The 23252-nt window shown below is 72.4% G+C and carries 22 protein-coding genes; 10 read left to right on the top strand and 12 right to left on the bottom strand.

What is annotated here, in order from left to right:
• Nucleotides 1-2: 2 nt before the first annotated feature.
• From NE857_RS17950 to NE857_RS17940, 3 genes are read right to left on the bottom strand one after another with little or no spacing between them, the layout of a single operon-like run.
• On the bottom strand, nucleotides 3-1331 hold the full coding sequence (locus NE857_RS17950) for a YcaO-like family protein (protein ID WP_254416817.1): 1329 nt from the start codon (nucleotides 1329-1331) through the stop codon (nucleotides 3-5).
• Between the two features lie 10 nt (nucleotides 1332-1341).
• Nucleotides 1342-2754 (bottom strand): YcaO-like family protein, encoded by a 1413-nt coding sequence (locus NE857_RS17945; protein ID WP_254416816.1) that lies wholly within the window; start codon nucleotides 2752-2754, stop codon nucleotides 1342-1344.
• On the bottom strand, nucleotides 2751-3584 hold the full coding sequence (locus NE857_RS17940; protein ID WP_254416815.1) for a hypothetical protein: 834 nt from the start codon (nucleotides 3582-3584) through the stop codon (nucleotides 2751-2753). Before NE857_RS17940 ends, NE857_RS17945 begins: the two co-directional genes overlap by 4 nt.
• Nucleotides 3585-3986: 402 nt before the next feature.
• Here NE857_RS17940 and NE857_RS17935 point away from each other — a divergent pair, with 402 nt between their 5' ends.
• From NE857_RS17935 to NE857_RS17915, 5 genes are all read left to right on the top strand, one after another.
• Nucleotides 3987-4598, top strand: coding sequence for a hypothetical protein (locus NE857_RS17935; protein WP_254416814.1), 612 nt, complete (start codon nucleotides 3987-3989; stop codon nucleotides 4596-4598).
• A 328-nt stretch (nucleotides 4599-4926) separates the two neighbouring features.
• Nucleotides 4927-5253, top strand: coding sequence for a glycosyltransferase family 29 protein (locus tag NE857_RS17930; protein WP_254416813.1), 327 nt, complete (start codon nucleotides 4927-4929; stop codon nucleotides 5251-5253).
• A 99-nt stretch (nucleotides 5254-5352) separates the two neighbouring features.
• Complete coding sequence (locus NE857_RS17925; RefSeq protein WP_254416812.1) at nucleotides 5353-6459, top strand: FecCD family ABC transporter permease; 1107 nt, start codon at nucleotides 5353-5355, stop codon at nucleotides 6457-6459.
• The gene (locus tag NE857_RS17920) at nucleotides 6456-7271 is read left to right on the top strand and encodes an ABC transporter ATP-binding protein (protein ID WP_254416811.1); all 816 of its coding nucleotides are present in this window, start codon (nucleotides 6456-6458) and stop codon (nucleotides 7269-7271) included. Before NE857_RS17925 ends, NE857_RS17920 begins: the two co-directional genes overlap by 4 nt.
• A complete protein-coding gene (locus NE857_RS17915) occupies nucleotides 7268-8293 on the top strand; it encodes an ABC transporter substrate-binding protein (RefSeq protein ID WP_254416810.1) in 1026 nt (341 codons plus the stop codon). Before NE857_RS17920 ends, NE857_RS17915 begins: the two co-directional genes overlap by 4 nt.
• 204 nt (nucleotides 8294-8497) lie before the next feature.
• On the opposite strand, the gene NE857_RS17910 is transcribed toward NE857_RS17915, so the two are convergent.
• Nucleotides 8498-9169 (bottom strand): lysophospholipid acyltransferase family protein, encoded by a 672-nt coding sequence (locus NE857_RS17910; RefSeq protein WP_254416809.1) that lies wholly within the window; start codon nucleotides 9167-9169, stop codon nucleotides 8498-8500.
• Nucleotides 9170-9371: 202 nt separating this feature from the next.
• The gene (locus NE857_RS17905) at nucleotides 9372-10295 is read right to left on the bottom strand and encodes a threonine/serine dehydratase (RefSeq protein WP_254416808.1); all 924 of its coding nucleotides are present in this window, start codon (nucleotides 10293-10295) and stop codon (nucleotides 9372-9374) included.
• A gap of 257 nt (nucleotides 10296-10552) precedes the next feature.
• Here NE857_RS17905 and NE857_RS17900 point away from each other — a divergent pair, with 257 nt between their 5' ends.
• The gene (locus NE857_RS17900; protein WP_254416807.1) at nucleotides 10553-10963 is read left to right on the top strand and encodes a VOC family protein; all 411 of its coding nucleotides are present in this window, start codon (nucleotides 10553-10555) and stop codon (nucleotides 10961-10963) included.
• 21 nt (nucleotides 10964-10984) lie between these two features.
• Here NE857_RS17900 and NE857_RS17895 read toward each other — a convergent pair whose 3' ends face one another.
• Entirely contained in the window at nucleotides 10985-11617 is a 633-nt protein-coding gene (locus NE857_RS17895; protein WP_017580468.1) for a trimeric intracellular cation channel family protein, read from the bottom strand.
• Nucleotides 11618-12046: 429 nt separating this feature from the next.
• On the opposite strand from NE857_RS17895, the gene NE857_RS17890 reads away from it, so the two are divergent.
• Nucleotides 12047-13405: a dihydrolipoyl dehydrogenase family protein gene (locus NE857_RS17890; RefSeq protein WP_254416806.1), complete on the top strand. Its 1359-nt coding sequence runs from the start codon at nucleotides 12047-12049 to the stop codon at nucleotides 13403-13405.
• Between the two features lie 20 nt (nucleotides 13406-13425).
• Here NE857_RS17890 and NE857_RS17885 read toward each other — a convergent pair whose 3' ends face one another.
• From NE857_RS17885 to NE857_RS17870, 4 genes are all read right to left on the bottom strand, one after another.
• The gene (locus tag NE857_RS17885) at nucleotides 13426-14295 is read right to left on the bottom strand and encodes a siderophore-interacting protein (RefSeq protein ID WP_254416805.1); all 870 of its coding nucleotides are present in this window, start codon (nucleotides 14293-14295) and stop codon (nucleotides 13426-13428) included.
• 117 nt (nucleotides 14296-14412) lie between these two features.
• Nucleotides 14413-16032: an amidohydrolase gene (locus NE857_RS17880; RefSeq protein WP_254416804.1), complete on the bottom strand. Its 1620-nt coding sequence runs from the start codon at nucleotides 16030-16032 to the stop codon at nucleotides 14413-14415.
• The gene (locus NE857_RS17875; RefSeq protein ID WP_254416803.1) at nucleotides 16029-17480 is read right to left on the bottom strand and encodes a cytosine permease; all 1452 of its coding nucleotides are present in this window, start codon (nucleotides 17478-17480) and stop codon (nucleotides 16029-16031) included. Before NE857_RS17875 ends, NE857_RS17880 begins: the two co-directional genes overlap by 4 nt.
• Nucleotides 17477-17641 (bottom strand): hypothetical protein, encoded by a 165-nt coding sequence (locus NE857_RS17870; RefSeq protein ID WP_254416802.1) that lies wholly within the window; start codon nucleotides 17639-17641, stop codon nucleotides 17477-17479. The genes NE857_RS17875 and NE857_RS17870 overlap by 4 nt, the downstream gene beginning before the upstream one ends.
• Before the next feature lie 118 nt (nucleotides 17642-17759).
• On the opposite strand from NE857_RS17870, the gene NE857_RS17865 reads away from it, so the two are divergent.
• Nucleotides 17760-18377 carry a TetR/AcrR family transcriptional regulator gene (locus NE857_RS17865; RefSeq protein WP_254416801.1) on the top strand — a complete coding sequence of 206 codons (618 nt, stop codon included), beginning with the start codon at nucleotides 17760-17762 and terminating at the stop codon, nucleotides 18375-18377.
• An 89-nt stretch (nucleotides 18378-18466) separates the two neighbouring features.
• Here the strand turns inward: NE857_RS17865 and NE857_RS17860 are convergent, their stop codons facing one another.
• Entirely contained in the window at nucleotides 18467-19462 is a 996-nt protein-coding gene (locus NE857_RS17860) for an N-acetylglucosamine kinase (protein WP_254422020.1), read from the bottom strand.
• 165 nt (nucleotides 19463-19627) lie between these two features.
• Nucleotides 19628-20320: an RraA family protein gene (locus tag NE857_RS17855; protein ID WP_254416800.1), complete on the bottom strand. Its 693-nt coding sequence runs from the start codon at nucleotides 20318-20320 to the stop codon at nucleotides 19628-19630.
• Nucleotides 20321-20521: 201 nt separating this feature from the next.
• On the opposite strand from NE857_RS17855, the gene NE857_RS17850 reads away from it, so the two are divergent.
• Nucleotides 20522-21763 carry a GNAT family N-acetyltransferase gene (locus tag NE857_RS17850; protein ID WP_254416799.1) on the top strand — a complete coding sequence of 414 codons (1242 nt, stop codon included), beginning with the start codon at nucleotides 20522-20524 and terminating at the stop codon, nucleotides 21761-21763.
• Between the two features lie 73 nt (nucleotides 21764-21836).
• Nucleotides 21837-23129: a GNAT family N-acetyltransferase gene (locus NE857_RS17845; RefSeq protein WP_254416798.1), complete on the top strand. Its 1293-nt coding sequence runs from the start codon at nucleotides 21837-21839 to the stop codon at nucleotides 23127-23129.
• Nucleotides 23130-23252 lie beyond the last annotated feature (123 nt).

Raw genomic sequence — 23252 nt, 5'->3', positions numbered from 1 at the left:
CCTCAGGCATGGGGCAGGGGAAGGGGACGGAGGTGGGGGAGGGAGCGCTCCGGCGGGCACGGCCGCGACCCGCCCAGCATCGGGAAGGCGGCCGGTGCGGTGGCCCGCAGCCCGGGGACCACCGCCCGGGCCACGGCCAGACCGCAGGAGGCGACGTCGGGGGTGGTCAGATCCACGGCCACCACCCGGTAGCCGCGTTCACGCACGATCCCCGGGTAGGCCGCGCGATCGGCCGCCTCGCGCGAGGCCGACCACCCCTCGGGGTGCGTGCCCGAGCCCAGACAGGCGGACAGCTCCGGCCACACCCCCGGGTCGAGGTGGTACTGGACGTGGCAGGAGACGTCCACCAGGTCGCGCAGGTCGGAGCGGTAGGCGCGGGCGTAGTCGCGCTGGGCCCGCCAGGGCCTGAGCACCGTGTCCGGCTGTTCCTCGAACAGCGCACCCATCTCCCGCTCGTCGCACAGGCGTCGGGCGGCCTGGCAGGAGACCACGGCCTCGGCCGCCGCCTTGGCCACGGCGGCATCAGTTCTCGGACGCAGCGCCGTGCCCATACCCAGCACCCCGTCCCGGCGGTCGCGCAGCAGCACGGCGGCGACCGGCAGGCCGAACTCGTTGGGCACCGACCACACGAAGCACTCCTGGGCGGCCGCGTCGCCGCCGAGCACCCCGGTCAGCCACGGGGGCACGGGAAGGGGATCGAAGGCGGTCCCGAACTCCCAGGCGGTGGCCAGGCAGTGCCGTTCCAGCACTTCCTCCAGCGCGGACAGCCGTGCCCCGTCGACGTCGGTTGCCGCGGCCACACCGGCGTTGACCGGCAGGTGGGTCAGGGGTTGGCCCTCGACGGCGCCCAGTCCGATCAGTGAGGTGGGGACCAGGACGGGTTCCTGCTCCGGGACCGAGTATCCACGTGTCCAGGCCACCGTCAGATCGCGGTCGAAGCGGACGAACGGGAAACCCGGCGCGTCGTACTGCTGGTCGGAGTACAGGGCCAGCGAGGCGGGGTCCACGGCAGCGACGCCCTCGGCGGCCAGGTCGCTCCAGCGGGAGCGGCGCTCCACGGGTACCGAGTCCGCGCAGTGGCGCTCGACCGCCTCACCCAGGGCGGCCGCCTCGGCCGCGGCCCGGTCCCACCAGGCGGCGCCACCCGGGGTGGCCTGGCCGCGCGCGCCGCCACCGTGCCGGGTGTTCGGGTGCGCGGCCACCAGGTGCAGCGCCGGAGGAAGGGAGGGGTGCAGGGGTTCGGGCACCAGGGAGTGCACCAGACCCGAACGGGCGTCCACCAGGTCTGTCAGCGGGCGCCGCGGCAGTGCGGATCGTGCGGTGTTCGACACGGTCACCTCCTCACACGTGCGGGATCGGGGCGAGGAACAGCTCGTTCTCGCTGACGGGAGCGGGCAGCCACCCCCGCTCGGCGGGTTCCTCGTACAGGCGGGTACCGCCGAGGTAGGGGAGTGAGGCGGGGGCGTTGGTGTAGAGCTCGGGCACCACCACACGGGACACGTGCAGCCCGGCCATGGCCACGTCGGGTGTGGTCACGTCCACCGAGTACGCCCGCATCCCCCGCTCGGCGACCTGCTTCAGGTAGTGCGCACGCCGGTCCCGCGGTTCCCACCGCCCCAGCTCCGCGACGGGCACGGTGCGCGGCGGGGCGTACATGCGTTCCGCGTACACGCGGGCGCGCGGGTCCAGGTAGAACTGCATCTGCGCGCCCAGGTCGATCACGTCGCGGTAGTCGTCGCGGAAGTCGTCCAGGTAGCGCCGGTCGGCCCGGTGGGCTTTGTAGGCGCGCGCGTCCAGGGCGCCCGCCCGGATCGCTGCCCAGATGCTCCCGTCCGGGTCGAGGATGCCGGTGGAGTAGAACCAGGTGCCGACCGCCTCCGACAGCGCCTTGAGCGCGGCCGCCTCGGGGTCGGTGCGGCAGGCGAACCCGGCGCCGATGATCTGGTTCTCGGTGTCGTCGAGCAGGCAGCCCACCACCGCCGCGTCGAACCCGGTCGGGATGGCGAAGAAGTGGTAGCGGACCCCGGGGTCCTCCGCCGCGGTCACCAGCGCCTGCTGAAGGGCCACCGAACCCGAGACGTCGATCCCCGTGGCGGGGGCGCCGCTCAACCACCAGACGGCGGTGGCGTCCCGTTCGACGAGCTCCTCCAGGGCGGCGGCCTCGGCGAAGGCCCGGTCCGGCCCGGCGGCGATCCCCGCGTAGATCACGCCGTTGGTGCGCGGCTCGGTGTGTTTGCGCTCACCCCAGTGGTAGTTGCAGTACACCAGCGAGGCCGGGACCAGGGTCGGGGTTCCGTCGACCATGTCGTGGCCCGGTACCCAGCGCACCGGCAGGTTCCGGGTGAAGGGGACGAGCGGGAAACCGGGGGTGGCGTACTGGCGGCGCGAGTACAGGGTCAGATCGTGGGGGTCGACCGCGGCGGTTCCCTCCGCGCGCAGCTCGGCGAAGGAGGCCCGGCGCAGCCCTTCGGGGACGAAGTTGCCGCAGTACCGTTCCACTGCCTCCCCGATCGCCGCGAGCTCGGCCGCCTCGGCGTCGTGGAAGGCGGATCCGACCGCGGCCCGGTCCGCGTGCCAGGTCGCCGGGTCCAGGGAGTTGGCGACGTCCGCGCCGCGTGCGATCAGTCCGCGCGGGAAGCGCGGGGGCATGGGGAAGTCGACGATGCTCCGGACGAGGCCCGTTCTGGGGTCCACCAGCCGGGCGTGGTCGGTGGTGCGCTCGTCGGCGGCAGCGGCCGTGGTGGCGGGGATCAACGGTTCACCTGCCCGGAGAAGGTGGGGCCGCCCGGGACGGGCAGCACGGGGTGGTGGGTCCGGTACAGGTCCGAGCAGCGCACCTGGGTCTGGTGCCGGGTGGCGGCTACCGGGGCACCGCTGAACAGGGCGAGGGTGTCGGCAACCAGGGTTCCGGCTGTGACGGCCAGGACACCGGGATCCGGCCAGGGGTAGGGGTTCCGGGTGGTGTCCCAGTGCGCCCACAGCCCCGCCAGCAGGTCGTCGGCGTCGGTGGCCGCCAGCAGCCTGCGCCTGGTGTCGCGGTATCCGGCACTGGACCCGGGAAGGGTGAGCGGACCCAGGAAGAACGAGAGGCCGTCGCCGTATGCCCGGTGCCAGGGGGTGCCCGCCTCGTGCAGTTTCGCGTCCAGGTCGCACCAGGCGCGGTCGGTCAGCCACCCGGTGCAGGCCACGACGGCGTCGGCGGAGCCCGGTCCCACGTCCTCCACCCCGGCCTGACCGAACAGGGTACGCACCGTCTCGGCCAGGGGGTTGTCGCCCAGCACGGACACGGTCCGGCCCCGGCTGTCGGGGCCCTCCTCCGGCCCTGCGAGGACGCCCTCCTCGGTGAGTTCGGCCAGGAGGGAGCGCAGCACCTCGGGTTCGAAAGCCGTGCACTGCTCCGGCGGGAGTCTGCCCTCGACGAGCGCGTGCAGGGCCTCCAGCTGGTCCTGTTCCAGGTCGGGGACGATGAAGTCGTCACCGCCCGCGTAGATGACCAGATCGTCACCGGTGCGGAAGACGTGGGTCGTCGGGGCCGGGCGGAGCGGCCGGCCTTCGGGGGGAGTGCGGTCCTGGGCCGGGGACACGGCAACCTCTTCCGTGGGAGGGCGCCGCTGCCGGGGCAGCGGCCGAGCGGGTCGGGGGCTGCGGGTTCTTCCCGCGTTCGGGGCCCGGCCGGGCGTGGAGGGCCACACCCGGCCGGGCGTGGCGGACTACTCCCAGGCGAAGGGCCCGGCGGCGACCGCGTGGTTGCCCGAGTGCAGGACCGGGGCGCCGCTGCGGCTACGGGTGCTCACACGACGGAGCAGCTTCTTGTCCATGTGTCCTCCGATGTTGTTCGTGATGTCTCGTGCGGATTCGTCCGACCGATTCGGCCGGACCAGGGACATCCTGAACTGCCGCACCGGCCGCTGTCGGTGCGATTCGGCACCGGAACGCGGTGCGCATTGGCCGTCGGCGCGGCGGCCCCAAGGGCTAGGATCGCCGTCATGGTTATGATAACCGTTTTCAGCCTCCCTCTCTGGGGTGCGTTGCGGGACACCGCGCTCCTGGTCGCGGTCTGCCTGACGGTCGCTCTGCCGTCGGTGCTCGCCCTGGCCCGCCGGCTGCGCGCTTCGGGTCGCGAGATGATGCCGCTCGCCGTGATCGGGGCCCCGGGGGCGGCCCTGTGCGTGGCCGCGCTCTCCTCGGGCTCGGCGGCACTCCTCGCGGGGATCATTCCCGGTGGGGGCGCCCCGGGGATGCGCACGGCGCTGCTGGCCCTGGCGGCCCTGGCCCTGCCCGCGACCGTGCTCTGCGCGCTGCTGGTGGCGGACGAGAATCCCCGCCCGGCCCCGGTGCGGGCCCTGGCCCGCGCGGCCGGGGTGGCTCTGGCCGGGGCGGTGGCGGCCGCGCCGGTGGTGGAGGCACTGCTGGGCTACCCGGGCGCTGGAGCGCTCCTGGTCCGCGCTCTGCTTGTGGACCAGTACTCCCTCGCCGCGGCCGCCGCGGCACCCCTCGTCTGCGCCGCGCTGGCGGGCCTGGTCTGCGCGGGCCTGGCCCGAAGCCCCTTCGTCCCGACTGCCGAGGAATCGACATGTCCCACGAGTACGGCCGGATAGCCGAGTTCCACGACCTCTTCGTGACCTCTGCCCGGGAGCTGTTGGGCCCCAGCGTCGCCCGACTTCTCGGGTTGCTGCCTCCGGGCGGGACGATCGTGGAAGTGGGTGCGGGAGCCGGCATCGGGACCCGGGTGATCGCCTCGGAGTCCTCCGCCCGCATCGTGGCGATGGAACCGGACCTGGTCATGCGCTCGATCCTGACCACACGCGTCTTCGACTCCCCGGCCCCGGCCTCCCGGGTGCCAGTCCTTGTTGCCGGGGGAGTCCCCGAGGAGTTGTCCCAGGGAGGGAGAGGAGTTGTCCCAGGGAGGGATTCGTCTGCGCACACGTGCTCGGACACCTGGGGGAGCGGGAGAGAGGGAAGCTGTTCGCCTGGTTGGGGCGCGCCCCGTCCGAGACCCCGGACAGGCGAGAGCCGCCCCTCACCGCTCTGGGCTCCCGCCAATACCGTGCCGTCCACCTGCCCGGAAGTCGGGAGGGCGGGTATGCGACCTGTTGCCAGGTGCTGTCCGGGGGCCGTGTCGTTCACGAGGTCCTCTACGAGGGCGGCCGGAAGGTCTTCACCCACGATGATCTGGTCCGGGCACTGGCGGGCTCGCCCCTGGTCGGCGAGCGCGCCGTCCCCGGGGTGTCGGCGATTCGGCACCGGGGTTGAGTCCTCGGGGCCGTGTCCGGCGGGCCCCGGTTCGCACTCATGATCCAGAAATGATAATAATTTTCATTGTCATCCCTCTGGTCAGGAAGAACCCACAGCATGAGCGTCAGTGCTCAACGCGCCCCCGCCGCCGAACGGACCGAACCCCCACGACGGCGCAGAGCGCGTTCCAACACCCTCGTCGTCATCGCCCTCACCCTCGGCCTGCTCCTGGTGATCTTGGTCTCCGTGGGCACCGGATCGGTCCACGTCGGAACCCTGGACGCCGCCAAACTGGTCCTCGGGCACCTGGTCCCGGGCATGCCCTGGATGACCGACGGCACCTACACCGCCCTCCAGGACCAGGCGGTCTGGCGGTTCCGGCTGCCGCGCGTCCTGCTCGCCGCGATCACCGGGGCCTGCCTCGCCCTGGCCGGCGGGCTCATGCAGGCCGTGGTACACAACCCGCTCGCCGAGCCCTACGTCCTGGGCGTCTCCTCCGGAGCCGGGGTCGGCGCCGTCCTGGTCGTCGTCGGCGCCGGGGGAGCGGTCGGCGGGCTCTCCCTGTCCTCGGCGGCCTTCGTCGGGGCCGCCGTGGCGACCGCGGCCGTCTACCTCCTGGCCCGCAAGAACGGGCGCATCGCGCCCCAGCGGCTGATCCTGGCCGGGGTCGCCCTCGGCTCCCTGTTCAGCGCGGTGACCAGCTACCTGACCCTGACCACTGAGGCGCAGAACGTCTTCAGCGTCATGTTCTTCCTCCTGGGGTCGGTCTCCGCCGCCACCATGGGATCACTGCTGGTGCCCGCGCTGGCGCTGCTGTTCGCCCTGGTGGTCGTGGCCTTCAACATCCGCGGCATCAACGCGGTCCTGATCGGCGACGAGGCCGCCACGGCCCTGGGCATCCAGGTCGACCGGCTGCGCACCGTCCTGCTGCTGGTCTCGGCCCTGCTGGTCGGCGCGGTCGTCTCGGTCAGCGGCAGCATCGGCTTCGTCGGGCTGATCATCCCCCACATCGCCCGGATCACCGTCGGCAGCGACCACCGGATCATGCTGCCGGTGAGCGTGCTCGGCGGGGCGTTCTTCCTGGCCGGCGCCGACCTGCTGGCCCGCACGGTCGCCGCGCCCACCGAGATCCCCATCGGGATCCTCACCGCCGTGGTCGGCGCCCCCTTCTTCCTGTGGATCATGCGCCGCGACGGCGCCTCCAAAGCCGGGATGGACCGATGAGAGTCTCCTTCGACGACGTCTCCGTGGCCCGGGGACAGCGCACCATCGTGGCCGGGGTGTCCCTGGAGGTGCCCTCGGGCACCGTGCTCGGACTGCTGGGCACCAACGGCAGCGGCAAGTCCACCCTGCTGCGCGCCGTCTACCGCGTCCTGCGCCCCAGCGCCGGCAGGATCCTGCTCGACGGCGACGACGTGTGGCGGCTGAGCCCCCGGGAAACCGCCCGCCGAGTCGCCGTCGTCGCCCAGGAGACCAACGACGAGTTCGGCATGACCGTCTCCCAGGCCGTGCTCCTGGGGCGCACCCCGCACCACCGCGGCTTCTCACTGGACACCGCGCAGGACCGTCGTATCGCCGCCCGGGCCATGGACCGCGTCGGTGTGGGCGACCTCGCGCACCGGCAGGTCGGCGAACTGTCCGGCGGGGAGCGACAACGCGTCCTGCTGGCCCGCGCGATCACCCAGCAGGCCCGGGTCCTGGTGCTGGACGAGCCGACCAACCACCTGGACATCGCGCACCGCCTCGAACTCATGGACCTCATCCGTGAGACGGGGCTGACCACCCTCATCGCCCTGCACGACCTCGACCTGGCCCTGGGCCACTGCGACCGCGTCGCCCTGGTCGCCGACGGCCGCATCGACCGGACCGGCACCCCCGACGAGGTCCTCACCACCGAGGTCCTGCGAGAGCGTTTCCGCGTGGAGGCCGCCATCATCCGCAACCCCGAGCGGGAACGCTCGCACATCCTCCTCAACGGCGTGGTCCGGGACGAGCCCGCCACCGCCGCCGTCATCCTGAAGGGACACCACTCATGACCGTCGCCCGCACTCCGAACCGGCTCCGCACCGCCGCGATCTCCCTGGCCGGACTCACCGCGTTCGGCCTGAGCGCCTGCGGGACGGGCGTGTCGACCCCCGACGAGCCCGACACGGCCGCGGCCGAGGGCTACCCGGTCACCGTCGAGAACTGCGGTGAGGACCTGGTCCTGGAGGCCGCCCCCACCCGCCTGGTGGGCCTGAGCCCCTCACAGACCGAACTCCTGGTCGAACTCGGACTGACCGACAGCCTCGTCGGCCAGGCGCAGACCGACACCCACCCGCTCCCCGAGCAGATCCAGGCCGAGGTCGCCGACGTCCCCGAACTCAGCGACAGCGCGCCGCCCACCCGCGAGGTGCTCCTGGAGGCCGAACCCGACTTCGTCTACTCGCCCACCACCTACGAGTTCACCACCGAGCAGGGCTTCGCCAGCGTCGAGCAGCTGGCCGAGGTCGGCGCCGACGCCTACGTGGCCACCGGCGGCTGCCCGGACCGCAGGAGCCAGGGCACGGTCGACGACCTGTTCACCGACATCGAGAACCTCGGCACGATCTTCGCCCTCCCCGAGCGGGCGGGCGAGATGACCGAGGAGGGTCAGTCCCGCCTCACCGCCGTGGAGGAGGCGATCGACGGGGCCGATGCCCCCAGCGTCGCGCAGCTCTACGTGGAGGGCACGACCCTGATGGCCATCGGCGGGGGGATCGAGTACGACATCATCGCCCGCGCCGGAGGCGACAACGTCTTCGACCCGGACGAGGCCGCGTTCAGCGACTTCTTCGCCGCCACCATCACCCCCGAGGAGGTCACCTCGCGCGACCCCGAGGCCATCGTCTTCTCGGTCAACGACGACGACCACGAGGAGGCCACCCGCGCCTACCTGGCCGAGACCTTCCCCGACGTGGCCGCGGTGTCCGAGGACCGCCTGGTCGCGGTACCCGCCTCCAACCTGTTCCCCGGCACCCTCGGCAACATCAGCGCGGTCGAGAGCATCGCCGAGGGCCTGCACCCCGACCGGTTCTGACCACCGCCGGGACCGCGGCCCCGGCAAGGGCCGCACCCGCCGGGAAGCTCCCCTGGCCGGCCGTGTCCCTGAGCGGCGCGATCCGCCCGTTCCCCGCCCCCGGGCGCGGGGAACGGGCGGATCGCGCCGCAGCCCCGGTACCGACCCCGGCCCCCGCCTTGTCGACGGGGACCGCCTCCTGGTCGACCGCGTCGACCGCGCCTCCTACTCGTCGCCGCCGAAGCTGTTGTACTCGTTGGCGCGCTCCTGGCCGGACAGCGCGTGGATGGCGTCCATGACCTCGTCGGTGATCACCCGACGGGCCTTGCCCGGAGCCATGCTGTCGAAGCCGATGGAGAAGTCCATCGGCTCGCCGAAGCGCACAGTGAAGGGGTGCGGGCGCGGCAGGTTCGCGCCGATGGGCTGGACCTGCTGGGTGCCGGAGACCGCGACCGGCACGATCGGTGCCTTGGACTCCAGGGCCAGATGTGCCACGCCGGTGCGGCCACGGTAGAGGCGGCCGTCGCGTGAGCGGGTGCCCTCGGGGTAGACCACGCAGGCCTCGCCGTCGTTGAGCCGGTCCAGCATCATCTCCAGTGACACCATGGCGTCGCGGGCGTTGCCGCGCCGGACCGGCATGGCGCCCAGGGAGCTGAACACGGTCTTGGTGAACCTGCCCTTGAGGCCGGGGCCCTCGAAGTAGTCGGACTTGGCGAGGAAACGCACCGGGCGCTGGGTGACCGACAGGGGGATCACGACGCTGTCCACGAAGGACAGGTGGTTGCTGGCGAGCAGGACCGGTCCGGTGGCGGGGACGTTCTCACGGCCCTCGATGGTCGGGCGGCACAGGGTCCTGGCGAGGACCGACGCGGTCTGCCGCAACGCACCGTAGAGCACGTGCTTCTCCCTTGTGTTGTCGGACGGAGCCGACCTCAATGTAATGGTGACTGGCCGGTAATAATGGCTTGGCGCACACAGAGTGCGCTACGTCACGTACCGGGAGAAACGGGAGTTCAACGCGGGACCGCGCCACCCAACGGGGGGCGGCCCCGCACTCGGCTGTACAGCTCCCGCACCAGGCCTGCGGGGTCGGCTTCCCTCAGCCCGCCAAACGCCAGCTGGCGTTGGCCCCGCACACGACCAGGCAGGGGTGGTCGCCGGGAACGCGCCCGGCCAGCCATGCGGCGAAGGGCACCGCGGCGGCGGGTTCGGCGGCGATCCGGAACTCCTCCCAAAGAAGGGTCTGCGCGCTGATGATCTCCGCGTCGCTGACCAGCGCGGTCGTGACCGGATTGGCGCGCAGCACCTCGAAGGGCACCTGGCCCAGGACGGAGGCGCCCAGCGCGGAGGAAGCGACCGAGTCCACCGGGGTCTGCACCGGGTGACCGGCGGCCATCGCCGCGTGCATGCTCTGGCAGCCCTCGGGCTCGACCGCGACCACCCGGCGGCCCTCGGCGCCCAGGCGCACCCCCGCGGCCAGTCCGCCACCGCCCACCGCGACCACGATCGAATCGCACTCAGGGGCGTCGGCGTCGATCTCCAGACCGATGGTGCCCTGACCGGCAACCACGAGGGCGTCGTCGTAGGCGTGCAGGTAGCGGACCCCGTCGGACTCCGCGCGGGCCAACGCGGCCTCGGCGGCCACCGCGTACCGCTCGCCGACTCGGACGATCTCCGCGCCGGTGGCGGCCAACAGCTCCGCCTTGGCGGCGGGCACCGTCTCGGGTACGTACACCGTGGCGTGCACACCCAGCATGCGCGCCGCGGTGGCCACGCCCAAGCCGTGGTTTCCGCCGGAGGCGGTGATCACGCGGTCGGCTGGCTCACCGCCGAGCAGGGCGTTGAGGGCACCGCGCAGCTTGAACGAGCCCGTGCGCTGGAGGTGTTCCAGCTTCAGGGTGAGGGGGCGTCCGCCCAGCTCGGCGCGGATCACCGGGGTCCGGCGGGCGTACGGGGCGATGCGCTCGGCTGCGGCGCTGACGTCGGCTGACGTGGGCACGGCGGGCGCGGTTGTGGTGCTCATGTCCCCACTCTGCCCCTACTGGTCATCAACGCAAAGTCGGGTCCGCTGAAGAACGTTCAGCACGACTCTGTGCCAGGCTTTGTTCTGTGTGGCCTTGCCGTGCCACACGGTACGTCGGGGCAGGGGCGCCGCGGGCCACCCCGCGCCGCACTGCCGCCCGCGGCCTGAGGAACTGGCGCCCGCCACGCGATGAGTTCCTCAGGCGCCTGAGGTCGATACAGGTGAGCTTGCCGTACACACCGACGAACGGAGCATCCATGTCCGCGACCGCCACCAGTTTTTCCGTCGCCCTGCCGATCGACGACCGGGTGAGGGCGATGGCCTTCTACCGGGACGCCTTCGGGTTCGAGCTGGTCGGTGAACCCGCCGAGGACGGGGTGCCCGAACCGCTCATGTTCCGTACGGGAGAAGGCGCCCTGCTGGTGCTGGTCCCCAGGGGCGGGTTCGGCTGGGTTCTCGGCGAGGGCCGTGAACTCGCCGCACCCGGGACCAGCGAGTGCCTGCTGGGGATGTCCCTGACCACCGAAGCCGAGGTCGACGCGCTGGTCGAGAGCGTCCGGCGGGCCGGGGGAGCGGTGCCGGCCGAACCCGAGCACAAGCCCTGGGGGTACACGGCGCTGTGCGCGGACCTTGACGGCCACGTCTGGCAGCTCCTCGTACAGCCGTAACCGGACGGCGTCCACCTGTGCCTACAGCGGCGGGGCGCCGGGCGGGTTCGGAGCGTTCCAGCGGTAGACCAGGGCCAGGATTCGGATGGTGAAGCACAGCAGCGCGCCGACCACCGCGATCCAGCCCGGGCCGAAGCCGGTCAGGTCCACGAGCACCACGAACCCCGCCCCGATCATCGCCGGAACGGCGTACAGGTGGGAGTTGGCGCTGAGCACCGTCGGCACCCGGTTCAGCAGCACGTCCCGGATGGTGCCGCCGCCCACCCCGGTGATGACGCCCAGGATCACCGCCTGGAGTGGCCCGAATCCGAACTCCAGCGCCTTGGTCGCACCGATCACCACGAACAGGCTCAGCCCGGCGGCATCGAACACCAGGATGGGTTTGCTCAGGTGGGTGAGCTGGCGGCTGAGGAAGAACGCCAGCGTGCACCCGGCCAGCGCGGTCACCAGGTACCGCCAGTCCTGGAAGGTCGCCGGGGTCTCGCCGAGGAGGACGTCGCGGATGATGCCGCCGCCGATGGCGGTCACCGTCCCCAGCGCCATCACTCCCACGATGTCCACCCGGGCGGTACGGATCGCGGTCAGCGACCCGTCCAGGGCGAACGCGAAGATCCCCATGAGGTCGAGGATGAGAAGAATGTCGAGCGTGGACATACCTGTGCGCCGGGAGCGGCGTTCCTTCCGGTTCGGACCGAGTGCCAACCGAGAATTAGAACACGAAACCGTCCTTGACCACCGCCCTTACGGTGCGTCGGCGGTGTGAGGCCTCCCACGGGTGCGCGGCCGGGCGCCTCGGTGCCCAGCCCCTGACCCGTGCCGTCCAGTCTGCCGCCTGCCTGGACCGGGGCCTCCGGGCACGGAGGGGCTCGCCACGGGAACCCGCCTCGTGGTCCTGCGCCTGGAGCCGTGGCGGATCCAGGTCCTGCGCGGGCGCGACCCGATCAGCGGGATCCCCGCCCGGATCTGGCGGCACGGGCCCTGACGGACCTGATGAACGACTACGCGTGTCGGGGCTTCCCGAGCTCCGCCCGGCGGGACACCATCAGGGAGGGCAGCCACCGGACCACGGGCGGAGCGAGGCACATGGAACACCTGGACGCGATCGTCATCGGGATGGGGCCGGGCGGTGAGACGGTTACCGACCGCCTGCTCTCCGCGGGTAGGCGGGTGGCGGTGGTCGAACGCGAACTCATCGGTGGGGAGTGCGGCTACTGGGCTTGCATCCCCACGAAGGTGCTGCTGCGCCCGCCCGAGGTGCGCGCCGAGGCGGTCGGCGCCGCAGGGGTGGACGACCCCGCGCTGGACTGGCCCGCCCTGCGCGCCTACCGGGATCAGATGATCCGCCACCTCGATGACGCGAAGCAGGTCGAGGGATATCGGGAACGCGGCGCTCTGGTGCTGCGGGGTGAGGCCCGGATCGTGGGTCGCGACCCCTGGCGGGTGGCGGTCGGCGACACCGAGCACACCGCCGAACACGTGGTGGTGGCCACCGGTGCCGGGGTGCTGGTGCCGCCGATCGACGGCCTGGACGATCTGGGTCCCGACGTGCTGTGGACCAACCGCGAGGCGACCACCCTCACCGAGATCCCCGAAAGCGCGCTGGTGGTCGGGGGCAGCGCGGTCGGGGTCGAGCTCGGCCAGTTCCTGGCGCGGATGGGCAGCCGGGTCACCATCGTCCAGCGCGGCCCCCGGCTGCTGGACCGCGAGGACCCCCGGCTGTGCGAGCTGATCGGCGAGCAGTTCGACCGGGACGGCATCACCGTGCACCTGGAAAGCCAGGTCACCTCGGTGGCCCGGCAGGGCGAGGGGGTCGCCGCGATCCTCTCCGGGGGTGAACGGGTCCGAACCGAGGTGCTGGTCCTGGCCACCGGCCGCGAGCCCCGGGGCGACCAGCTGGGCCTCACCGAGCTCGGAGTCGAGCTGGACGGCAAGGCGCTGCCGGTGGACGAGCACTGCCGGGTCGCCCCCGGCCTGTGGGCGGCCGGGGACGTCACCGCTCGCGCGATGTTCACGCACGTGGCCAAGTACCAGGGGCGGGTGATCAGCGCCAACATCCTCGGCAACGGCCAGGTCGCCGACTACACGGCCGTCCCGCGGGTGGTGTTCGCCTACCCGGAGGTCGCGGCGGTGGGGCTGACCGCGGAGCAGGCCCGGGACCAGGGCATGGACGTGGCCACCGCCGAGACGGACCTGACCGCGGCCCTGGCCCGGCCCTGGACCATGGAGACCGATCCGAGCGGCGCGCTGGGGCTGGTCGCCGACCGCGAGCACGGGGTGCTGGTGGGGGCCTGGGCGTTCGGTCCGCTGGCCTCGGAGTGGATCCACACCGCCGCGCTCGCGATCCGCACGGGGCTGCCGATCGGCGCCCTGCGTGACACGATCCCGCAGTTCCCGACCTTCAACGAGGGCTACCTGATCGCACTGGAGGCGCTGGACGTCTGAGGGCCGGAGGTCGTGGCGGGTCAGTTCTGATCGGTGTTCTGTCCGGTGCCCAGAGCGGCGGCCTCCTCAGCTGCCACGCTCTGGTTCCACTCGGCCTTGGAGGCCTGCCAACCGTCCTCGTCGCGGCCCAGGCGCCAGTAACCGGAGACCGACAGGCGCTCCTTGGGCAGGCAGAGCTCGATCCGCAGCAGGCGGCGCAGGTCGCGCACGAAGTCGGCCTCGCCGTGCACGAAGGCCTGCACGTCACCGGGCGGGAACGCCAGCGCGCGCACGGCCGGTACCAGCCGTGAACCCGGGGCGCCGCCCTCGCGGTGCAGCCAGGTCACGTGGATGTTGTCGCGCTCGGCCAGGGGCTGTTCCTCGGCGGCGTTCTCCACCTCGACGAACACGTGCGCCGGACGCCCCTCGGGGAGGCCCTCGAGGCTGGCGGCGATGGCGGGCAAGGCGCTCTCGTCCCCGGCCAGCAGGTGCCAGTCGGCCTCGGGGTCGGGGGCGTAGCCGCCACCGGGCCCGAGGAAGCGCAGCTGGTCGCCGGGCTTGGCACCGGCGGCCCAGACCCCGGCCAGGCCGACGTCGCCGTGGTGGACGAAGTCGATGGCCAGTTCCCGGGTCCGGGCGTCCCAGGAACGCACGGTGTAGGTGCGGGTGACCGGCCACTCCGAGCGGGGGCGCTCGGCCCGGATCACGTCGAGGTCGTAGGGTTCGGGATCGCCCGGTCCGGGTGCCGGGAACAGCAGCTTCACGTAGCTGTCGGTGGCGCCGCCGGTGGCGAACTCCGACAACCCCTCACCGCCCAGGAACACCCGGATCATGTGCGGGGTGAGCTGCTCCACGCGCTCGACCCGGCCGGTGTGCACGGTCCTCTTCGGACGCGCCTGCCGCTCCGTCACGGCATCCCCTCTCATTCAGGTTAGGTAAGCCTAACCAGGCACACAGTAGGACACCGTGACGGAGCTGGGCAAACCGGAGTCGATCACGCTGGAGCCGGTCCGGCGGGGCCCGGGCCGTTACCCCTGGCCCGCACCCCGGTGCACCACCCGCCCGTCGACCACCGTCAGGGCCACCGGCAGGTCCGGAAGCTCGTCGGCTCCAGTGGTGAGCGGGTCACCGGCGAAGACGGTCAGGTCGGCGCGGGCCCCCTCGCGCACGACCCCCGCACTCTCCTCCTCGCCCGTTCCGTAGGCGGCCCAGCGGGTGTACCCCGCCAGGGCCTGAGCCGGGGTGAGCGAAGGGGAGGAGCCGACCGCGCCGCGTTCGTGGTCTCCGGCGGGGCGGCGCAGCCGGGCCCCGGCCATCACCGGGCGCGGGTCGAAGGCCGCCACCGGCCAGTCCGAACCCAGCGCCACCCGGCCGCCCGCCGCGACGATGTCGCCGTACCGCCAGGCACGCGTGTGCCGCTCGGCGCCCACCCGCGCGGACCAGTTGTCGGACAGGTCCGGCAGCGTCCAGTCCATGTGGGTGGGCTGCATCGAGGCGACCACGTCCAGCTCGGCGAAGCGGGGCACGTCCTCGTCACGGACCAGTTCGGCGTGCTCGATCCGGTGCCGCCCCAGCGCGGGCCGCCCCACCTGGCCGTAGGTGTCCAGGGCGTAGGTGACCGCCTGGTCTCCGATGGCGTGGGTGAAGGAGGGCAGGCCCAGCCCGGCTACCGCCTGCACGGCCAGGCGGTAGCCCTCGGGGTCGCGCCACAGGGGCCGCTTGCCCTCTCCTTGGCAGTCGGGGTGGTGCAGCCAGGCCGCACCGCCGTCGATGGTGCCGTCCAGCAGGAACTTCACCGCGGCGGTTCGCCACAGGTGGCCGGATCGGGACTGGAGCTCGCGCACGGTCTCCAGGGTGTCGGGAACCTGACCGGGCAGCGCCCAGGGGGCCAGGAGGACGCGGGCGGGCAGTTCGCCGCGCCGGTCCAGCAGTTCCAGGACCTCCACGGTCTGCGGGACCAGGTCCAGGATGTGCAGCCCGGTCAGGCCCAGCGCGTTCTGCTCGGCCAGTACGCGCCGCAGCTCCCTGGCACTGGTCTGCACGTCCATCGCGGGGATCGCCTCGCGGGCCAGGAACACCGCCGACATCTCGCACAGGTAGCCGGTGGGCCGCTCGTCCCCGTCCACGTCGATCGAGGAGCGGTCGGCGAACTCCACCGGCCCGGTGATCCCCGCGCGGCGCAGCCCCTCGCTGCTCAGCAGCGCGTTGTGCACGTCGATCATGGACAGCAGGGCGGGTCGCCCGCCCACGGCCTCGTCGATGTCCTCGCGGTGCGGGGTACGGGGGGAGAACGCGGTGTACTCCGTGCCGTAGCCGATCACCCAGGCGTCCGCGGGCAGGTCCGCGCAGTGGGCGCGCAACGCGGCGCGCAGGACATCGAGGTCCTCGATCCCGGTCAGGTCCACCCCCCGGGCGTTGGAGAGCGCCAGTACCGGGTGCTGGTGGGAGTCGACCAGGCCGGGCGTGACAGTGAGGCCCCGACCGTCGACCACCTCGGTTCGGCGATCCGCCAGCGGGACCACGTCGGTGTCGTCCCCCACTGCGACGATGGTGCCCGCGCGCACGGCGACGGCGGTGGCGGCGGGGCGGTCGTGGTCCATGGTGCGGATCCGGGCGCCGCGGATGAGGAGATCGGGTGCGGGGCTCATCGGTAGCCTCCCTTGTTCATTGGTCGGACGACGGTCCTGGTCAGCAGCACGTGCACCAGCGCCGTGGCGGCGAAGGCGGGCAGTGAGGCGGTCAGGTACGGGAAGAGCGCGGCGCTCTCGAAAGTGAAGGGATTGAGCAGGGACAGGTAGGTGAGCGTGCCCGCCGCCACGGAGACGAAGGCGACCGGGTTGAACCCGCGCCAGAACCCGTAGCGGGACTCGCTGTCGTCGGTGTAGAGGTCGCGCAGGTGCAGCGTGCGGCGGCGCAGCAGGTAGAAGTCGGCGAAGTACACCGCGCACAGGGGCGCGATCACCAGCGACACCAGTGCCAGGAACCGGAAGAACAGGTCGTAGACCCCGCCGGGGAAGAACACCATCACGGCCGCCGGGACCAGCAGCAGCGCGGCCAGCACGGACCAGGGCAGCCGCCGCAACCCCTGGTGCAGACGCTGCACGGACAGGGCGCCGGAGTAGGTCTGGCCGAGCATGCTGGTGAGGTTGGCGAAGGCGACGAAGAGCAGCGCCAGCGAGCCCAGCGCCACCCCGCCGATCGGGATCAGCCACGTGGTGGGATCGCTGGAGTCGAAGGCCAGGGCGGCGAAGCAGCCGACCAGTCCGGCCACGGTGCTGGCCGCGAACAGGCCGATGAGGTTGGGCCAGAACGCCACCCTCGGGGTGGGGGTCAGCCGGGCCAGGTTTCCGGTGATGGCCCACCAGGAGAAGCCCGCGCCGAGGCAGAGTTCGAGGGCGATCGTGTAGTCCAGCAGCGGCAGGCCCACGGGGTCGAGCGGGGCCAGGGCGGCGAGCTCGGCCGGGCCGTGCTCGCGCAGGATCACGGCCAGCATCAGCAGGGTGACCACGGCCAGGACCGGGGCGACCAGGTTGTTGACCCGGCTCACGGCGCTGGAACCGCGTAGCAGCAGGATCCAGGCCAGGGCCAGGGCGAGCAGGCACAGCCCGATCACCACGGGGGAGTCCTGGCGCAGCTCGGTGCCCAGGAGCGCGTTGGAGACGTTGGTCAGCGCGCGGCCGATCATGATCGCCAGGATGGCGTTCCAGGTGGCCAGCAGGCAGGGCATCAGGACCGCGAGCAGGAGTCGGACGCCGTTGCGGCCGAAGACGCTGCGCAGCGCCACGAACTGTTCCACCCCGTACTTGGCGGAGGGGATACAGGTGGTCAGCGCGACCAGGACCACCCCGACGAGGTTGCCGACGACCATCGTGGCGACCGCGGCCTGGGCGCCGACGAACAGGGCGATGCTGCCGCCGGTGAGGAAGGCCCAGGTGGCGATGGCCATGCTGACGTTGACCGAGGTGAAGCTCCCAAAACCCCAGGTGCGCTCGCCGCGCAGCAGCGGGAGTCCGCTGGTGTCACCGCCGTGGCCCCCGCCTGCGGGAACCGGGGGCAGGGGTGCGGCGGGAGAGCCGGAGCGTGATGTCTGGCTCATGTCAGCCCCCACCACAGCATCAGGGTGCTCACCGCGGTCACGGCCACCGCGATCAGCGCGAGGTCGAAGACGGGCAGGTCGGCGTGGGCGGGGTCGTGGTATCCGGGCGACTCGATGATGCGGATACGGCGCTCCAGCTCCGCCTGATCGTCTGGATGCATGGCCGGGTCTCCTTATGACTAACGTTGTTAGTTGCTACCGTAGATGGTGCTGGGGGCGGTTGTGAAGTGCCTCACGGTGAAAATGACGGTCAAACGTGCGGATGGGCTGGCGGCAACGATGAACAGCGGACCACGACCGGTCCTGAGCCGCACGGTGATCGCCGAGACGGCGCTCGCCGTGCTCGACGAGCGGGGCGAGGAAGCGCTCACCCTGCGCGAGGTCGCCCGGGGGCTGGACGTGAAGGCCTCCTCGCTTTACAACCACGTCCGGTCCAAGTCCGAGATCCTCGACCTGGTCACCGAACTGATCAGCTCCCAGGTGGACCTGACACTCCTGCACGACCAGAACTGGCGGGAGGCGCTGCGCGGCTTCGCCGGCGTCTACCGCAAGGCCTTCCTCGCGCACCCCAACGCGGCGGCGGTGATCGCCCGCCGCGCCGTCAACACCCCTTCATCCCTGCGGTACTACTCCACCGCCGTGGAGACCCTGACCAAGGCCGGATGGTCCCGCGCCCAGGCCCTGGAGATCGTGCTCGCCGTCGACTACATCGTCATGGGATCGATCATCGTCCCCTTCAGCACCGGGTTCGTCGCGGCCCCGCACGAGTACGGCCCCGAGTACGCCCCGCTGGCCGACGCCATCGCGGCCGTGGACCCCGCGACCATAGACGACCAGGTGTTCGCCTCCACCCTTGACCGTTACCTGGCCGGGCTGGGCGGACCCGACGGGGAATGAGCACCCGCCGGGGCCACCCGGCCCCGCTGGGCTCTGACCCTGGTAGCCCCGGGCAGACCAGGTCGCGACTCGTTTGTGCCCTGTCCCGCTCAGGCCCCGACCCGGTCATCCCCGGAGCGGGTGAACACTCCGTGCAGGTCCACATCACGCTCGTCGGCTCCCGCGCGCAGCGCCGCCAGCCAGGCGGCGCCCCCGGCGGTGCATCCGGCCAGTATCACCGGCGCCCCGGTCCCCATGGTGAGCTTGTGGGTCAGCGCTTCCCGAACCGGCGCGGAGTAGGTGAGCACCCCGCCAGACAGCACCACGGGCAGGGGCTCGCCCGGAACCCGCACCTGATGCACCGACTGCGCCAGGTGGCCCGCGGCCGCGTTCACGATCACCACGGCCGCCCCGTCCTCGAACGCGTGCGCCTCGGTGACCAGCGGGGCGAGTTCGGCGAGGCTGATCGGGGGAGCCGCGGTGAGGGTCCGGGCGAAGTCGCGGGCGTGCTCCTCGGGCCACTGATCCGGGCCGCTCGGACGCTGTCCGGGGATGACCCGCTTGGCCACCGCGCGGGCCAGCGGGCTGAGCTCTCCGCCGCGGCCGAGCTGGCGGGCCGTCTCCTTGGCCGCCTGGTGTCCGATCCAGAACGCCGAACCCTCGTCACCGATCAGCCAGCCCATACCGTCCGCGGACCGGCTGCGCTGCCGGTCCTCGATCCGGGTGGCGATCGCTCCGGTCCCGGCGATCAGGACGGTACCGTCGTGCTCGGCGGTACCCGCGGCGAAGGCGATGGCGTCGTCACCGGTGAACTCCTGCCCGCTGGTGGCCAGCCCGGCTTTGCCCAGCGCACGCTCCAGTCTGGCCCGGACGGCCTCGTCGCGCAGACCGGAGTACCCGGCCAGCCCGACCACGGTCGCCGCCACGGCATCGCGCGCGCTGGGCCCGGCCCGGTCCAGCGCGGTGCCGATCGCCTCGGTGAGCTGTTCGGCCGCGTGCTCGGGGCCGTGGGTGTTGGGGTTGGCGCCGCCAGCCCGGGCCTCGCCCAGGCGCTCACCGTCCAGGGTGGTCACCAGGGCGCGGGTGGTGGTGCCACCGGCGTCCACCCCCACGACCAGGGCGGACGCGGCGGCAGAGGGAAGGGGCGGGGGAGAGGTAGTGGTCTGTCGTTTCGTCACAACTGGAGCCTGCCCTACCCCGGGTCGCCTTATGCGCCAGGGAACCCGGATCTGGAACCCGGTCCCGATCCTGAACGGGCCTTCCCGGGGCGGTCAACGTTCGGTGCTGCTGTCCTGGCCCCGGCGGAGCGCCTCGGGGTCCTCATCGCGGATGGAGGACAGGAAACCCAGGTCGGTCTCGCGGATCTTCTGCGCCTCGGCCAGCACCCGGTCCAGGCTGGCGGCGGGGACGACCACCGCCCCCGACCGGTCCGCGTAGACGAAGTCGCCCGGCGTAACCGTCACCCCGCCCACCTGGACCGGGACGTTCGCGGCGTAGGGAGCCACGGTGTCCCCGCCCCACCGGGTGGCCTCACCCGAACACCACACGGACAGCCCGCTCGCGCCGAGTTCGTCGAGGTCGCGCAGGCGCCCGTCGGTGAGCAGCCCCGCCAGCCCGTGGTTGGCCAGCCGGGACAGTTTGGTGGCGCCCCCGTGGGAGGCGTCCGGGTAGCCGCCGCTGGAGAGCACCAGCACCCCGCCGCTCGGCTCCTCGCCCACGGCACGGTAGAACCACCCGGCGAAACCCAGCCGGTTGCCCTCGGCGAAGTCGTCCCGGAAGGGCAGGTAGGCGATGGTCGCGGCGCGGCCGAACAGCGGCCGCCCCGGGGTGGGACTGGTCAGCGGCAGCAGGTCCGCGCGATGCCCGTGCAGGCGGACCATCGCGTCCACCAGGTCGGCGCAGCCCACCCCCTCGGGGACCACGGGAGACGGTCGTCCACTGCTGTCCTGCGGTGCGTCGGGCATTGCGGGTACCCCGTCCGGCGGTCGGCGGCACGGCGGTGGGATCCCGGCGCGCGAGCAGCCATCGTCGGATGCCGCAGCGGCCCGGTCAACCGTCTTGGCGCCTTCCGCGACCCGAATTTGCCCGCGCGAGGCTGTGCTCCCGGGAGTGTGCCCCGCAAAAACAGATGGCCCGGCTGACGTCACGGCTGCAAAAGTGAGGCCATGGACGCACAGCGAGCCCCCCAGCACCCCCGTGACACGCCCTGGACCGTTCGGGGCGTCACCCCCGAGGAGTTCCCCGACGTGGTCGGGGTGTACGCCGAGCCCATGATCCTCTCCGCCGAGGACGAACTCACCACCGAACGCGAACACCCGCTCGCCGAACACGACCGGATCCTGGTCGCCCTGGACGGCGAACGCATGGTCGGTACCACCGCCTCCTACACCCTGGAGATGACCCTGCCCGGCGGGCCGCGCAGGGTCGCCGGGATCACCGGGGTCGGGGTGTGGCCCACCCACCGCCGCCGCGGGATCCTCACCGCGCTCATGACCCGCCAGCTCACCGACATCCACGCCCGGGGCGAGGCGGTCGCCGCCATGTGGGCCTCCGAGGGCGCCATCTACGGCCGCTACGGCTTCGGCCTGGCCGCCTTCGAACTCTCCGCCCGGATCCGCGCCCCCTACGCCATGCTGAGTCCCGCCGCGCAGGGCGACCCCGAACTCACCGTCGAACTGCTGCCCTCCGCACAGGCCCGCCCGACCCTGGCCCGGCTGCACCGCGAGGCCGCCGCCACCCGCATCGGCCAGTTCCAGCGGGGCGACTCCTGGTGGGGACGCATCCTCGGCAACGGCGCCCCCTGGGCCGCGGTGGTCAGCGGCCCCGACGGGCCTCTGGGCTATGCCCTCTACGCCACCACCAACGGATGGTCCGAGGACGGCACCGACTCCCTGGTCACCGTCAAGGAGGTCGTGTCCGCGACCTCCGCCGCACGGGTCGCCCTTTACCAGCACCTCCTCTCCCGGGACCTGGTCACCCGCATCGCCTTCTCGGCACTGCCCGCCGACGACCCCCTCACCCTCCTGGTCGCCGACCGCAACCGCCTGGTGGAGCAGACCAGCGGCTCCCTCCGGGTCCGCCTGGTCGATCTGCCCCGCGCCCTCACCGACCGCCCCTACGCCGCCCCGGTCGAGGTGACCATGGCCGTCACCGACCGCTACGCCCCCTGGAACACCGGCACCTGGCACCTGAGCGCGGACCGCGACGGCGCCGCCTGCGAACGGGTCCCCCGGTCCGCCGACCTGTCCCTGGACGTGGTCCACCTGGGCTCGGTCCACCTGGGGCAGCGCTCGGTGTCGGCCCTGGTCGAGGCCGGGCTGGTCCACGAACACACCCCCGGCGCGGCCGCCCGCCTGGACACCGCCCTGCACGTACCCCGCGCCGCCTTCTGCGGGCAGCTCTTCTGAGACCCGTTAGTCCGCCCCGACCGCTGACAAAACCATTGGCCACCGCTCCGGGACCGCTGATATGCCTTTTCCCATGAGTGAGAACCAGAGGGTGGACCCCAGCAGCCCGTCGAAGCGTGACTGGACCGTACGGCACAGCGACGCGGACGAGTTCGCCGAGGCGGGCCGGGTCTTCGGGCAGGCCCTGCTGATCCCCGAGGACATCGACTCGATGCTGGAGCGGATGCGTCTGCTGCACGACGCCCTGGGCTACGAACGGCTCCTGGTCGCCGTGGACGAAGCCGAGGGTGACCAGGAGGTCATCGGCACCACCAACCACTTCCCCTTCGAGATGACCATGCCGGGCGGCCGCGTCCCCGTGGCCGGGGTGACCGGCGTGGGCGTGTGGCCCACCCACCGCAGACAGGGGGTGCTCAGCGCCCTCATGCGCCGCCAGCTCGCCGACATCCACGCCGACGGGGTGCGCTACGCCGCCCTGTGGGCCTCGGAGGGCTCCATCTACGAGCGCTTCGGCTACGGCAACGCCTGCACGGAACTGGACACCAGCCTCACCCGGCCGCACAGCGCCCTGCGCGCCGACGCACCCCGGGACCCGGACCTGCGGGTCGTCCTGCGCGAACCGGAGCGGGTGCGCACCGACCTCGAACGCGTGCACGAGGCCGTCTCGGCGAACCAGGTCGGCCAGTTCCGCCGCACCAAGCCCTGGTGGGACCGCGCCCTGTTCGACGGCCCGAGCCGCCGCGAGGACAAGGGGCCGCTGATCGCGGCCGTCGTCGGCAACGCCGAAGGCCCCCTCGGCTACGCCCTGTACCGGACCAAGGCCAAGTGGTACGAGGGCGGCGCCCAGGGCGAAGTACACGTCCAGGAGATCACCGCCACCACCCCGGCCGCCTGGACCGCCCTGTTCGAGCACCTGTTCAGCCGCGACCTGGTCGTCAAGGTCTTCCTGCCCACCCTGCCCGTGGACTGCCCGCTGCACCACCTGCTCCCGGACCGCGGCCGGGCCGTGGCCACCCACTACCCCTCTCTGTGGGTGCGCCTGGTGGACCTGGCCGGAGCCCTGTCGGAGCGGCCCTACGCCGCGCCCTTCGAGGGGATCCTGGCCGTCACCGACCGCCACGCCCCCTGGAACGCCGGACGCTGGCGGATCAAGGCCGACACCGAGGGCGCGCGGGTCGAGCTCACCGATGCCGAACCCGACCTGTCCCTGGACGTGCACCACCTGGGCGCCGCCCACCTCGGCCAGACCCCGCTCACCGGTTTCCTGCGCGCGGGCCTGATCACCGAGCACACCCCGGGCACGGTCGCCCGTCTGGACGCGGCCCTGCACCGGTTCGACGCGCCCTTCTGCGGGGTCATCTTCTAGCCGCCCACAGCGCCACCGTCGGGAAAATCGCTGGCCGCCCCGACCGGCCGACTGGTACAAAAAGCCGGCGCCGGTCGGCCGGGGCGGACCCGGTCCGAACACTGCTGGGTACGGCAGAACCCG

Origin of the sequence: Nocardiopsis exhalans, from assembly GCF_024134545.1 — a bacterium.
Lineage (GTDB): Bacteria > Actinomycetota > Actinomycetes > Streptosporangiales > Streptosporangiaceae > Nocardiopsis > Nocardiopsis exhalans.
The sequence above is the reverse complement of the archived record's forward strand: the minus strand, read 5'-3'. Positions and strand labels throughout refer to the sequence as shown.